Source organism: Vibrio sp. D404a (assembly GCF_030248535.1).
GTDB lineage: Bacteria > Pseudomonadota > Gammaproteobacteria > Enterobacterales > Vibrionaceae > Vibrio.
In genome coordinates this window covers 25,921-40,355 of sequence record NZ_JAHGAJ010000002.1, presented here as the reverse complement: position 1 = coordinate 40,355, position 14,435 = coordinate 25,921, and the positions used below count along the sequence as shown (strand labels likewise).

Here is a 14,435-nt window from a genome sequence, read left to right as displayed (position 1 = left end):
GCTTCTAAAAATAAATGCTTCTGAGAGTTAAAGTTTCTAGAAATAAAAATGGCAGCCTCAATTGGCTGCCATTGTATTTACATAATGATCATAAGAACTTTAATGATGAAAGAGCTTACTGGTCTTTCGACATACAGTTCAGGTTAAGCAACATCAGCTCACGCAGTGCGACTGAGAACTTAGCAAACTCATGGACAGAACCAACTTTGAACTCATTCAAGATGCTTTCCCAGCGATGCAGTGATACCGCATTGCTTTCCATCCAATCATCCAGAGCCTTAATTACATCAAGGTCAGCGGCGCAGCCACACGTTAGCACTTGGCCAGTTAGCTGACGTTGTTGCCAATCTAGATCTTCACGGAATGCAGCACGAGCGAGTGCTTGCCAGTTATTGTCTACTGCTTGGCTGTTGATCTGTTTCAAGAACCAGTGCAGTGACAAGCGATCGCCCAAGTTAAAGTACAGTTTAGACGCTTGCTCAACTGTTTTACCCGTCTCACGAGCCACTGTGGATATATCCAGTGCTGAGTATAGGCTAGACAAACGCGCAACAGAGTTTGCTAACTCTTCTTCAACGCCTTGCTCTACCCAAACCTTAGCAACCGCGTTGTGCTCTTCTACTTCTGCAGCGACTAGCGTGTCATCAAGAACCTTAGTAATCGCATTCACATCTTCACGGTATAGTTCAATCAATGCAGTCACAGATTGTTTGCCTGGACGGTTACGTAGCAACCAACGGCTGATACGACGCATCGCTCGGCGAACATGGAATATAAGATCGTATTGAGCATCTGAAGATGCCACGTTATCTAGTGCACGAATACGCTTAAGCACATCACCAAAGCCGTAGATTTCGCGAGATGCCGTATATGCATTGGCGATATCAACAATATCTGCACCCGTCTCTTCTTGTAGACGTGTCACGAAGTTACAGCCCATTTCGTTAACCATTTGGTTCGCTAGCGCTGTTGCAATGATCTCTGCACGTAGCGGATGGTTATCCATGTGTTGCACATAGTTACGGCGTAACTCGGTTGGGAAGTATTGTGTCAATTGCTGAGCATGGAATTCATCATTCGCAATTTCGTCACAAACCAAATCTTCTTTAAGTACCATCTTCGCATAAGCAATCAATACAGAAAGCTCAGGACGTGTTAGTGCATTGCCCTGCTTCTCACGCTCTAGTAGCGTTTCATCATCTGGGATGTACTCAAGACCACGATCCAGGTAGCCCGCTTTCTCCATAGTGTGAATAAAGCGAATCTGCTCTTTCACTAGGCTAACACCTTGGTGCTCGGTCACAGAGATAGACTCAGCTTGGCAGTACGCATCATCAAGAACGATTTCGCCGACTTCGTCTTCCATCGACTCAAGCACTTGGTTACGCTGCTTAACCGTTAGATCGCCATTTGATACTAGACCGTTCAAGAAGATCTTAATGTTGACTTCGTTATCTGAACAGTCAACACCGCCAACGTTATCAACGAAATCAGTGTTTACACGACCACCAGCTAGACCATACTCGATACGACCCAGTTGAGTCATACCTAAGTTACCACCTTCACCAACAACTTTCGCTTGTAGGTCACGGCCATCAATACGTAACACGTCGTTTGCGCGGTCACCAACATCAGTGTGAGTCTCGTTTGAAGACTTCACATAAGTACCGATACCACCATTCCAAAGTAGATCCACCTTCATAGACAAGATCATCTTGATCAAATCATTTGGTGCTAGCGATGCTTTCTTAGTGCCAAGCATCTTTTGGATTTCAGGTGTTAGAGCAATTGACTTAGAACGACGAGAGAAAATACCGCCACCCTTAGAAATCAGCTCCTTGTTGTAATCTTCCCAGCTAGAGCGAGGTAGATTGAATAGACGGTTACGCTCTTCCCAACTGCTTGCAGACTCAGGATTTGGATCGATGAAGATGTGCATGTGGTTAAACGCAGCTTGCAGACGAATGTGCTTCGACAGCAGCATACCGTTACCAAATACGTCACCCGCCATGTCACCTACACCAATTGCAGTGAAATCTGTGGTTTGACAGTCAATGCCCATCTCACGGAAGTGACGCTTAACCGATTCCCAACCACCTTTCGCAGTGATACCCATCGCTTTGTGGTCATAACCGTTAGAACCACCCGATGCGAATGCATCACCTAGCCAGAAGTTGTATTCAGCTGATACAGAGTTCGCCAAATCTGAGAATGTCGCAGTGCCTTTATCTGCAGCAACAACCAAGTACGGATCATCTTCATCATGACGAACCACACTCTTAGGTGGAATCACTTCACCTTCAATGATGTTATCAGATACATCCAGTAGTGCACGAATGAAGCGTTTGTAACAGCGTTGCCCTTCAGCAAAGATTTCGTCACGGCCAGTCATTGTGTGCTGACGCTTACAAACGAAACCACCTTTCGCGCCAACAGGAACAATTACTGTGTTCTTAACTTGTTGCGCTTTAACTAGGCCAAGAATCTCAGTACGGAAATCTTCCTGACGATCTGACCAACGAAGACCACCACGAGCCACTTTACCGCCACGTAGGTGAACACCTTCAATGTCTGGTGCGTAAACGAAGATCTCAAATGCCGGAACTGGTGCCGGGATATCTGGAATCTCGCTTGGCTTCATCTTCAATGCTAGCCATGGTTTCGCTTGCTTGTTCTCATCTACTTGGTAGTAGTTAGTACGAAGCGTCGCACTGATCATTTCCATGTAACGGCGAATGATACGATCATCATCCAAGCTCTCTACATGGTCTAGTTGTTCAGTGATCGTTTTAATAAGATCTTGTTGACCTTTCGCGCTGCCCTTGTGTTTAGGATCAAAACGCTTAGCAAATAGCTTAACCAGACCTTTTGCAAGTTCCGGGTAATGCGACAGTGTTTCTTCAATGTACTGTTGACTGAATGGGAAGCCAACTTGACGCATGTAACGAGCATAAGCACGTAGGATAGAGATTTCCTGGCCTGACAGACCAGCACCCAGTACTAGACGGTTGAAACCATCGCTCTCAAGCTCACCCGCCCAAATAGCCGCGAATGCTTGTTGGAAAAGATCACGCGCTTCACGAAGATCAATTGTCTCTTCGCTCTTATGTAACATTGAGAAATCAAGGATCCAGTAAGTAACACCATTAGTTTTGCGCACTTCATAAGGCGACTCACCAATCACGCGTAGACCTAGATTTTCCAACATCGGCATCACGTCTGAAAGGTGAATTGGCTCATCACTGTGATAGAAAAGCTTTAGACGAACCGCTTTCGAATCCGCTGCCTCTTCTTGTGGGCGGTAGAACAACATACCCAGCTTGTTCTCTTCAGTCAGAGCTTCCAAGCGCTCAATATCTGCAACGGCAGAACCCGGCATCATGTCTTCTTTGTATGAACGCGGGAATGCACGCATGTACTCTTTCGACAGTGGAAGTCCTTTGCTCTCACCAAAGTTTGCAATGATTGACTCCGATAGGCGGTCATCCCAAGTCGATGATACTTCCATTAAATTCTGCTCGATTGTCTTAACGTCGACGTCCATGTTGTTGTTATCAACACGAACAATATAGTGCGTTCTCGCCAGAGGGCTTTCAGAGAAGTATGTTGTGAATTCAACTTCTTGCTCACAACCAAAGTACTGCTTAAGAATGCGTTGAGTCTGACGACGAAGCTCCGTGTTGTAACGGTCTTTCGTTACATACACCATACAGCTAAAGAAACGACCAAACGGGTCTTTGCGAACAAACAGACGTAGTAGGTCGCGATCTTGCATTTGAACAACACCGGTACCGACTTCAAGCAGCTCTTCTTCACGCGCTTGCAGCAATTCATCGCGTGGGTAGTTTTCTAGGATATTGTGCAGTGCTTTGTAAGAGTATGAACCTTCACGGTAACCACTCGCCTCTAGAATACGTTCTACTTTTTCACGAACAAGTGGAATGGTTTCTACTGTGTGGTTATAAACTGCAGACGTGTAAAGACCAGTAAAGCGATGCTCACCAACCACTTTGCCGTTCTCATCAAACTTCTTGATACCGATGTAATCCGTATACGCTGGGCGGTGAATGCGTGATGCGGTATTGCCTTTCGTTAGAATAAGAACGTAAGGTTTTTTCGCTTCTAGTCTTGCCGAGTCAGAGAATTCAGACAGTTTTACATCACGAACACGGTTCGAGTTCGCAAACAAACCAAGGCCTTGCTCTTCCGTTGGTTTTAGAACTGTATCGCCATCAACCGAAACTAGATCGTACTCTTTGTAGCCCATGAATGTGAAGTTGTGCTCACCAAGCCAACGCAAGAACGCAACTGTTTCTTCAAAGCGCTTCTCATCTACTGGGATGGTCTCTTTCTGAGATTCTACTTGGTTGGTTACGGTTTGTAGTCGTTCAACCATTTTCATCCAGTCATTAACAACCAGACCTGTATCTCGGAAGATCGCCAGTAGCTCTTCTTTCAGCTGCGTCATTTCAGCTTTGCTGCTCAGACGGTCAACCTCAATGTGGAACAGTGACTGGAAAACGCCTTCGTTTGCGCTGACACCGACAACATCTCCTTTGTCTGAACGAAGAATTTGAGTTGGGTTGTGGAGCATTAAGTGAGAAGAGAGATCAAGGCGAGTAAGTGCCATTTTTACCGAGTCGACTAAAAATGGGCTATCTGGAACGACAATTTCAACAATGGTATGCGTTGATTGCCAACCCTGACGACTGACTGTCGGGTTGAAAACTCGCACAGAAATATCGTCGGCTTTCTTCTCATTGATGTGATGCCATAAGCTAACTACAGCACCGTATAAATCGGATTCGTTTCTCTGGATAAGGTCGTCGTGAGAAACATTACTAAACATGTGTTGAGCAAGTTGAGTTACTAGAGGTCGATGAGCAAGGTCTAGTTTGTCTTGAATCAGTTTGTACACTTTTTCAAGCAAAACTGGAACCACAGTTTCACGTGCGGTCATAGTCACACTCCACAATTAGAATTGTATTTTATTATTAGGGGGATCACTCAGCTCACTCAAAAACAGGGCTCTAAACCTCTGGTTTCACAAGTGAGTTAAGCAAAGGTAATGCATCCATTTATTGTAAAAGCATTATTGAAAAATAGTTAATAATTTTCGGGGTGGTAGGAGGTGAAATGTTTGATTATGTGATTAAGATTCCTTTTAACTCTCTAGTTATGACGCGGCTTACAGAGCTTCCAACTTAATAAACTTATTATTTTGGTCAGTTGTTAGTCTAAATAGCCCTTTCACCCCTATTTGTGTAAGAAATGGTCTGAATCGAGTTGCAGGTAATTGGAGTCTCAAACCCGTTGTTGTCACCACATGAACGTTGGCTGCGGCACCCGAATAATTGGCCAAAAACTGCTGGTAAGTAATGTTAAGTCTAAAATGGTAGCTGTTCATACAACACCTGTATAAATAAACAGTATTCCGATAAATCGGCATTTTTGATGAAAAAGCCAGCAATACAATCGTATCACTGGCTTTAAAGTAGTCACTAGTTGACTATATTCGATAGGTTAAATCAAGACTTGCTCAAATTAAGCTTCGAGTGCTTTAGTCACTTTCTCGAATAGGTCTTTCGCTAGGTTATCCATCAACTTTAGCGTTTCTAACTCCGCTTTGATCAATGCTTGACGCTCGTCATCGTACTTACGGAACTTAAGCAGTGGATCAATCAAGCGAGATGCCACTTGCGGGTTACTACTATTTAGCTCTTGTAGAATCTCACCGGCAAACTGGTAACCTTTACCTGACTTATCGTGGAACTGAACTGGGTTCATGTTCAGGAACGAGCCAACCAAGTTACGAGTACGGTTCGGGTTCTTCAAGCTAAATGCTTGGTGAGACATCGACGCCTTGATCACTTCTAAGGCATCGCTGCTTGGATTCGTACCTTGCAGTGCGAACCACTTATCCATAACCAAACCGTCGTGTTTCCACTTATCGCTGTAATCCGCCATTAGCGTTTCACGACACGCAAGTTGTGCACTGTTTGCAGCGCCCATTGCTGCCATCGTATCTGTCATATTATTTGCAGATTCGTACATCTCAACAGCCAGGTCGTTACCCAACTCAGTGTGCGCTAGGTAGCTCAAACAAACCTTACGCAATGTACGCTTACCAATTGAATCATGATCGATGGTGTACTCTTTTAATGCATGACTATGGTATACAGCAGCCAGTTCATCTTGCAGTTCTGCAGCCAGTGTTACCTTCATTGATTTGAGTACTGACGCAATCGCATCAACATCAACACGATCATACCAACCAGATACTTCATTATGACTTGGCAGTGATAGCATCTCAGCAATAAACGCAGGCTCTAGCGATTCACTGAGTAAGACACCACGGAATGCGTCAACCACAGCGGTAGATAGCTCGAACTCTTTGCCTTGCTGTACATTCGCAACGTTACTGCGAATGTATTTCGCAAGCAGCATTTGGCCAGCATCCCAACGAGAAAACTCATTGCGAGCATTAACCATCAAGAAGATCAGCTCTTCATCTGAGTAATCGTATTCCAATTTAACTGGTGCAGAGAACTCACGTAGAAGTGATGGAATTGGTTGCTCTTGAACGTTTTCGAATACGAAGGTTTGCTCCGCTTCTTTCACGTCTAGTACATTATCAACTGACTTTCCGTTACATTGTAACTCAATCACTTCGCCGTTTGCTGTGTATAGCTCGATATCAAAAGGAATATGCAGAGCTTGTTTCTCTTTCTGTTCGTGTGTTGGCTCTGTGCGTTGACGAGTAGTCAAAATGTACTGTTTCGCATCCGCATCGTAGTGGCTTTCCACTGACAGCGTTGGCGTACCAGATTGGCTATACCATAGACGGAACTGAGTAAGATCGACACCAGAAGCATCTTCCATCGCTGCGACAAAATCTTCACAAGTTGCCGCCGTACCATCATGACGTTCAAAGTAAAGCTTCATGCCTTTTTGGAAACCTTCTTCGCCAAGCAGCGTATGGATCATACGAATCACTTCGCTGCCTTTTTCGTATACCGTCAAAGTGTAGAAGTTGTTCATCTCAATCACTTTTTCAGGACGAATTGGATGAGACATAGGGCTCGCGTCTTCTGCGAATTGAGGGCCGCGAATAATACGTACGTTATTAATACGATTCACTGCACGAGAGCCAAGATCCGATGAGAACTCTTGATCACGGAATACGGTTAGGCCTTCTTTCAGGCTCAATTGGAACCAGTCGCGACAAGTCACACGGTTACCAGTCCAGTTATGGAAATATTCGTGTCCGATAACCGCTTCAATACCTAGATAGTCGGTATCGGTTGCCGTTTGGTCATTAGCTAAAACGAACTTAGAGTTAAAGATGTTTAAGCCTTTGTTCTCCATCGCACCCATGTTGAAGAAATCAACGGCAACGATCATGTAGATATCTAAGTCGTACTCTAGGTCGAAACGTTCTTCATCCCATTTCATTGAGTTAATCAGTGACACCATTGCGTGGTTGGCGCGATCTAGGTTGCCTTTATCAACAAAGATCTCGAGTTCAACATTGCGGCCAGATTGTGTTGTGTATTGGTCACGCAGTACATCAAAGTCACCCGCTACTAGTGCAAACAGGTATGCTGGTTTCGGGTGTGGGTCTTCCCACTTAACCCAATGACGACCATTTTCCGCTTCGCCTTCGTCGATACGGTTACCATTACTTAATAAGAACGGGTTCTCTGCTTTGTCAGCGATGACTGTTGTCGTGAATTTCGCCAATACATCTGGGCGATCCATGTAGTAAGTAATACGACGGAAACCTTCCGCTTCACACTGAGTACAGAATGCACCACCAGACTTGTAGAGGCCTTCTAATGCACTGTTACCTTCTGGGTTTACTTCGGTAACGATCGTTAACTCGAACTCTTGTGGAAGTTGAGTCAATGATAGTTGAGTCTCGCTTTGTTCGTAATCAGTCCACTCAGCACCGTTCACAACAACAGATACAAGTTTCAAGCCTTCACCATCAAGTACCAGTGTCGAGCTGTCCTTTTCTTGTTTTACCTTAGAAACGGCTGTGACAATCGAAGCAGTGTCATATAGGTCAAATGTTAGGTCTATCTCAGAGATACTGTGAGAAGGTGATTGATAATCTTTACGATACTTGGCTTGAGGGGTATGTGCCATGACTTGTTCCTTTTGATCGTTACGCGTAAATTTGAAATAACTGTATATATCTAAAGGCAGAAGCGTCAGAACACAAGGGCTAGATCAACAAAAAGAGGCATTTGGTATAAATGCCTCTTATATTTGCCAGTTTTTTAACCAGAAATGTTATTTATCACTACTAATGGGAGCTGCGCTACTATAATGCGTTAATCAGCAGTGGCGTAACAAGTACACAAATTCTTTAGAAACAGAGCGTTAACGAATCCTGTTGAGAACCGCAAACATATCACTTTCCTCTCCTTCTAACGTCAGTACATCACTGTTCAATGTATAACGCGTACCATGCTCACCGTTTTCATATAGGAGAACCAATTGGTCGCCTTCGGTATAGTAAACACCACGTTGAACGATCTCTCCGCCTGACTCATCAGACACGCGGAACATAAAAATGAAGTCAGGTTGCAGGACTAAATCCATCTTCTGAATATTACTCGCTCTCAGATCACTGCCTGAAAGCTCTGCACTCGACCAGATACCCGCCAGTGCATTCGGCAACGCTTTTGTAAACAGTACACCATTAAGATTCAGCATATTATGATTACTGCTGTACGAGTAAACCTGCGGTTCTGAGGTATTGAGACCCAGTATGATGGTATCGCCATTAGCGTTATACATCCCTTCCCAATGGTCGACGCTGTAGTCTTTCTTCTGGATATCAATACTGAAGGTGTAGTTTGAATCAAGCGTGAGTTTAATGGCTCGAAAATCCTCAGTCCCGTCTTCAGGGTTTGGATTTAATAAATACCAATCACCGAGAAGAAGTGGAAGATCGAAGTGTGACAGATTACTGTCGCTTTTTGCGTCTTGGGTTGGTTCTGTTGGAGCCGGTGCAGCACCTTCACCTGCTGTAGCGATAAATGATAGACAAGATAGTGTCAGAAGTATCCATTTCATACGCGCCCCCTTATGTTTCTTTAAGCTTAGGCACGTTATTCATATAAAGCGAAAAATATGATCTAAATCACTAAATTTTACTCACAAAGTAACATTAATGACATATTAAACCGGATTTTTCGACGCTACTCTCAAGTTTTAGATAATAAAAAAGCGAGCATAATGCTCGCTTTTTTGCTTGATTAAGCGTTACTTCTTAATCATATCCAACATAATTGCCACAGATTCATCTAGGTAAGCGTCTGGTGCTTCATAGTCTTTAGGCACATCGTCGAGTGTCTTAAAGGCTTCTTCACCGTTGGCTTTTTGACGTAGATTAATACGCTCTAGTCGTAGAGCTTCTGCAGTATCGCTCTCATCTTGTCTTACCTTCTCATTTAGAGAAAGTGAGTTGTCGTCTTTATCTGCCTTATATTTTTCAATATCTTGCGCAATAAAGCCAAACTCCATGTCTTGAGCAATACGAGCTTGGTGCTGAGTCGTTAACTGTGCGACCTGCTCATCGTTACGCTGTAACACTGAGTATTTCGCTTTGTCTATACTATCCCAAGGCAGAGCATTATCTTCTACGCTTTCCCCTGTTTCTGCAGGGTCAACTGGAGTTGGGTATGCAATGTCTGGTACAACACCTTTGTTTTGCGTACTACCACCGTTTATACGATAGAACTTTTGGATCGTGTACTGAACGTAACCCAGCTCTTTATCAAACAAGTCGTAGATATGGTTTAACGAACGGTGCTGCTGTACAGTACCTTTACCAAACGAGTTCTCACCCAGAATGATCGCTCGACCATAGTCTTGCATTGCCGCAGCAAAGATTTCAGATGCCGATGCGCTGTAACGGTTAATCAATACTGTTAGTGGACCTTGGTAACTGATCTCGCCATCAGTGTCACTGTTCACTTTGACACGACCATAGCTATCACGAACTTGAACGACTGGGCCTTCTTTAATGAACAGACCAGAAAGTGCCGTTGCCTCGGTCAGGGCGCCACCACCGTTGTTACGAAGATCAACAATAATGCCGTCGACACCTTGCTTCTTAAGGTCTGTGATCAGTTTATCAGTATCTTTTGAAAGACCAACGTAGAAGCTCGGTACTTCGAGTACACCAATCTTCTTACCATCTTTCTCAATCACTTCAGACTTAACGGCTCGGTCTTCTAGACGAATCTTATCGCGAACAATTGTGACAACGTGACTTTTTGCATCTTTGCCATCAGGCAGAATCTGAAGCTTAACCTTGGTTCCTTTTGGACCTTTGATTAATTGAACAACGTCATCCAATCGCCAACCAATAACATCAACGATCTCTTCACCATCTTGACCGACACCAACAATGCGATCCCCCTCGCCCAACTGTTTACTGTTAGACGCAGGACCACCAGCCACCAATGAACGAATAACCGTGTAGTCATCGGTCATTTGTAATACAGCACCAATACCTTCTAATGAAAGATTCATTTCTGATTGGAACTGCTCGGCGTTGCGTGGTGACAAGTAGCTAGTGTGAGGGTCAACTTCTCGAGCGAATGCATTCATGTAGATCTGGAAAGCATCTTCGTTGTGCGATTGCGTAATTCGCTTCATCGCATTGTTGTAACGCTTTTCCAAAACTTCTTGAATTTCAGGCCACTCTTTACCCGTCAGCTTGAGATTTAACGCATCGTATTTAACACGTTTGCGCCAAAGCTCATTCACTTCGGCGGTATCTTTAGGCCAAGCCGCTTCACTCCGGTCGAGTTCAATGCTTTCGTCGACATCAAACTTAATCTCTTCATCAAGCAGAGATAACGCATATTGAAAACGTTCAAAGCGCTTTTGCATCGAGAGGTTGTACACATCAAAAGCGATCTGGTTATTACCGGCTTTCAATTGGTCATCAAGTTGAATGGCTTTAGATGAGAAAGAGTCTATATCCGCTTGGGTGAAAATATTGCGGTTGTAGTCGAGCATCTCTAGATAACGATTAAAGATAGCTTGAGAGAAATCGTCGTTGAGATTGAAGTGTTTGTAGTGAGAGCGCGTGAAACGAGAAGTTACACGTTTACTCGCGGTTTCATGTTGGACTTCAGGAGCGAGTAGAGGTAAATCATCCTGATCGAGTTTGGCTTCTAGAGCCTGAGCTGAAGCTGCTAGCCAAAAGCTAGCAGCAATCAGTGTCAATTTTGAACGGCATTTCATGCGTAGGAGTATCTCCTTTAAGCGCGCAAGTGCTCCGCTTTAACAACCATTTGTAGGCCGTTTGCTAACTGAACACGTACATCTTCCTTATTGATTTCAACAATGGTCGCAGCCATGTTTCCTTTACCCATGTTCACATTCACTTCTTTGCCAGTAACGAATTCGTCAGCATTTAGAGCGCGTGTTTCAACAGGCTTTTCTACTTTTGGAGCTTTTGGTGCTTGACGACGAGGCTGTTGAGCTTTCTTCGCCTTTGGTTTCGCTTTGTTCTCTTCGCGAGCTTTTTGCGCTTGCTCTTTACGACGAGCTTGAACTTTCGCTTTGCTTTCTGCAAGAGTCGCTTTAGCGTGCTCTACGTGCTCTTCTTCTAGAACACCACATGCATTGCCATCTAGGTCAACACGCTCTGCACCAGCTTTTACGCCGTGCAGGTAACGCCATGATGAAGTGTACTGTCTTAACGCTGCACGTAGCTGAGTCTTGCTTACTTTCTCGTCTTCATTTAGACGTTCAGCAAGATCTTGAAAAATACCAATTTTAAGTGGTTTTGCTTCACCTTCTAAAGTAAAGCATTTAGGGAAACATTCAGCAATATATGCGATAACTTCTTTGCTGTTTTTTAACTTTTCAGTGTTTTCCATGAGGGTTCCTGGTTTTTGCGGTTTTCCGCGAGCATTAAGAAAATATTTTTACGTATTATAGAGAGATGCTTGGGAAAAACCACAGTAAGAGAATAATTTATGCCTTGTTCGCGTGCGAATTAAGCAGCTTTTCCACTTCTGCCATGAAAAATACCAATCCTTCCTCATCAATTTCGCTAAATCGACCAACATTTGGACTATCGATATCAAGCACACCTGCGATTTCTCCGTTAATTGAAAACGGAATAACGATCTCTGAGTTGCTTGCTGCATCACAAGCAATGTGACCTTCGAACTCATGTACGTCGTATATACGTTGTACTGAGTTTGTTGCCACAGCCGTTCCACACACACCACGGCCAACAGGAATACGTACACAAGCAGGTTTACCTTGAAAAGGACCAAGAACCAATTCATCGCCCTTCATTAAGTAAAAGCCTGCCCAGTTAAGATCGTCAAGTTCCATCGACAGTAATGCACTGATATTTGACAAATTTGCGATCATATCGGTTTCTGATTCGATTAATGCAACAGCTTGTTTGGTTAAGCGATGGTAATGTTCTATTTTCATATTAACTTCCAAATAAATTGAGACTTCCATTATTAAGAGAACACAGTAGAATGCGACCACCCACCTAAATAGGACTTATTCTCATTACAATGACCAATTCAGATGACACGATTAGCCGCTCTTGGCTGGTAACTCAAGTAAAAAAACACAAGTCCAAACTGGTGTTTGCCAACATCATCGCCATTCTGGCTACCCTGATCAGCGTCCCTATCCCTCTATTAATGCCACTTATGGTCGACGAGGTGCTGCTGGATAAGCCTGCGTCTGGTCTTGAGATGATGAATCACCTGCTGCCAGTCTCTATGCAAACACCAACAGGTTACATCGCTCTTACACTGCTGCTGGTTATTTTGATGCGCACGCTCAGTCAAGGGCTTAACATCCTGCAAGGGCGTCAATTTACTTTGGTGTCCAAGACGATCACTTATCAGATGCGCAGCAAGATGATCGATAAGCTTGGTCGTATCAGTATCAGACAGTACGAGACCAAAGGGAGCGGCGGTATCAATGCTCACTTAATCACTGACATAGAGACCATCGATAAATTTATTGGTTCAACGCTTTCCAAGTTTATTATCAGCTTTCTTACAGTACTCGGCACTTCTATCGTTCTGTTATGGCTAGAGTGGCGATTGGGCTTATTCATTCTGTTGGTCAACCCTGTCGTTATCTACTTCTCTCGAAAGTTAGGCAGCAAGGTTAAGCACCTCAAGAAACACGAAAACCAATCTTTTGAACGTTTCCAAAACCGTTTGGTGGAGACACTTGACGGTATCTATCAGCTTCGAGCTGCAAATAAAGAGCGTATTTTCCTAGACGAACTAAAGCAGCAAGCTAACCAAGTCCGCATCGACGCTGACAAATACGCTTGGCAATCTGAAGCTGCGGGTCGTCTTTCTTTCCTTCTATTCTTACTTGGTTTTGAACTGTTTAGAGCGGTAGCCATGTTGATGGTGCTATTTAGTGACCTCACTATCGGCCAGATCTTTGCAGTATTTGGTTATCTTTGGTTTATGCTCGGCCCAGTTCAAGAACTTCTAGGCATCCAATTTTCATGGTACAGCGCGAAAGCGGCACTGAAACGAATCAACGACCTATTGTTGCTTGAAGAAGAGCACCGCCCAGTCAGCAAGGTCAATCCGTTCAGTGAAAATAAAGAAGTGTCAGTTGATATTGAAAATGTTACATTCTCTTACACTTTAGAAAACACTGTTTTAAACCAACTTTCACTCTCAATTCCCGCGGGTAAGAAAGTGGCGCTGGTGGGTGCAAGTGGTGGCGGTAAATCGACGTTAATCCAACTATTGATTGGGGTTTATCGTGCCGATTCGGGTCACATTAAATATAACGGCGAGACAACAGACGACATCAGCTTTGATGTAATACGCAATCAAATTGCCGTTGTTTTACAACAACCTATACTCTTCAACGATACATTGAGGCATAATCTGACCCTTGGCGCTGATTATGATGAGATGTCGTTGTGGCGTGCCCTAGATATTGCTCAAATGCAAGACGTCATTTCACAGTTGAGTGATGGCCTAGACACGCAGATAGGTAAAAATGGTGTCCGTCTGTCCGGCGGTCAAAGACAGCGTTTAGCTATCGCTCGAATGGTGTTGAGTAACCCTAAGTTTGTTATTCTCGACGAAGCGACGTCTGCCCTAGATACTGCAACTGAAGCCGCACTGCATAAAGCGCTGAGTGAATTTTTGAAAGACCGCACAACATTGATTGTTGCGCACAGGCTTTCTGCGGTGAAACAAGCTGACCTGATCTATGTATTAGAAGATGGGCAAGTAACACAAACAGGAACACATGGTGAATTGGTTGAACAACAAGGACTGTATCAAACACTCTACGGCAGTGTGCAATCTCACGCCTGATGTTTACCCGTGTTTTAATGGCGAGCACACCGCTCGCCTGATTAATTCCAACGCTTCTTCGTTTAC

Annotated in this window: 8 protein-coding genes; 1 reads left to right on the top strand and 7 read right to left on the bottom strand. The window is 44.1% G+C overall.

Annotated elements, in window-relative coordinates:
- Nucleotides 1-115 precede the first annotated feature (115 nt).
- The 7 genes from KI655_RS00595 to KI655_RS00565 all read right to left on the bottom strand — a co-directional run bounded on the left by KI655_RS00595 (nt 116) and on the right by KI655_RS00565 (nt 12,483).
- Entirely contained in the window at nt 116-4,960 is a 4,845-nt protein-coding gene (locus KI655_RS00595) for an NAD-glutamate dehydrogenase (protein ID WP_285400780.1), read from the bottom strand.
- 228 nt (nt 4,961-5,188) lie between these two features.
- A complete protein-coding gene (locus KI655_RS00590; protein ID WP_285400779.1) occupies nt 5,189-5,407 on the bottom strand; it encodes a DUF2835 domain-containing protein in 219 nt (72 codons plus the stop codon).
- A gap of 137 nt (nt 5,408-5,544) precedes the next feature.
- Complete coding sequence (gene pepN / locus KI655_RS00585) at nt 5,545-8,151, bottom strand: aminopeptidase N (protein WP_285400778.1); 2,607 nt, start codon at nt 8,149-8,151, stop codon at nt 5,545-5,547.
- Nucleotides 8,152-8,388: 237 nt separating this feature from the next.
- A complete protein-coding gene (locus tag KI655_RS00580) occupies nt 8,389-9,087 on the bottom strand; it encodes a hypothetical protein (RefSeq protein ID WP_285400777.1) in 699 nt (232 codons plus the stop codon).
- Between the two features lie 189 nt (nt 9,088-9,276).
- A complete protein-coding gene (gene prc, locus KI655_RS00575) occupies nt 9,277-11,271 on the bottom strand; it encodes a carboxy terminal-processing peptidase (RefSeq protein ID WP_285400776.1) in 1,995 nt (664 codons plus the stop codon).
- Between the two features lie 17 nt (nt 11,272-11,288).
- Complete coding sequence (gene proQ / locus KI655_RS00570) at nt 11,289-11,912, bottom strand: RNA chaperone ProQ (RefSeq protein ID WP_239840819.1); 624 nt, start codon at nt 11,910-11,912, stop codon at nt 11,289-11,291.
- 97 nt (nt 11,913-12,009) lie between these two features.
- Nucleotides 12,010-12,483 (bottom strand): GAF domain-containing protein, encoded by a 474-nt coding sequence (locus KI655_RS00565; RefSeq protein WP_285400775.1) that lies wholly within the window; start codon nt 12,481-12,483, stop codon nt 12,010-12,012.
- 89 nt (nt 12,484-12,572) lie between these two features.
- Here KI655_RS00565 and KI655_RS00560 point away from each other — a divergent pair, with 89 nt between their 5' ends.
- Nucleotides 12,573-14,369, top strand: coding sequence for an ABC transporter ATP-binding protein (locus KI655_RS00560; RefSeq protein WP_285400774.1), 1,797 nt, complete (start codon nt 12,573-12,575; stop codon nt 14,367-14,369).
- Nucleotides 14,370-14,435 lie beyond the last annotated feature (66 nt).

Excerpts from the sequence above, each read along its gene's own strand:
- KI655_RS00565 (WP_285400775.1), bottom strand. The coding sequence starts at position 12,483 with ATGAAAATAGAACATTACCATCGCTTAACCAAACAAGCTGTTGCATTA.
- prc (WP_285400776.1), bottom strand. The coding sequence starts at position 11,271 with ATGAAATGCCGTTCAAAATTGACACTGATTGCTGCTAGCTTTTGGCTA.
- pepN (WP_285400778.1), bottom strand. The coding sequence starts at position 8,151 with ATGGCACATACCCCTCAAGCCAAGTATCGTAAAGATTATCAATCACCT.
- KI655_RS00590 (WP_285400779.1), bottom strand. The coding sequence starts at position 5,407 with ATGAACAGCTACCATTTTAGACTTAACATTACTTACCAGCAGTTTTTG.
- KI655_RS00580 (WP_285400777.1), bottom strand. The coding sequence starts at position 9,087 with ATGAAATGGATACTTCTGACACTATCTTGTCTATCATTTATCGCTACA.
- KI655_RS00560 (WP_285400774.1), top strand. The coding sequence starts at position 12,573 with ATGACCAATTCAGATGACACGATTAGCCGCTCTTGGCTGGTAACTCAA.
- KI655_RS00595 (WP_285400780.1), bottom strand. The coding sequence starts at position 4,960 with ATGACCGCACGTGAAACTGTGGTTCCAGTTTTGCTTGAAAAAGTGTAC.
- proQ (WP_239840819.1), bottom strand. The coding sequence starts at position 11,912 with ATGGAAAACACTGAAAAGTTAAAAAACAGCAAAGAAGTTATCGCATAT.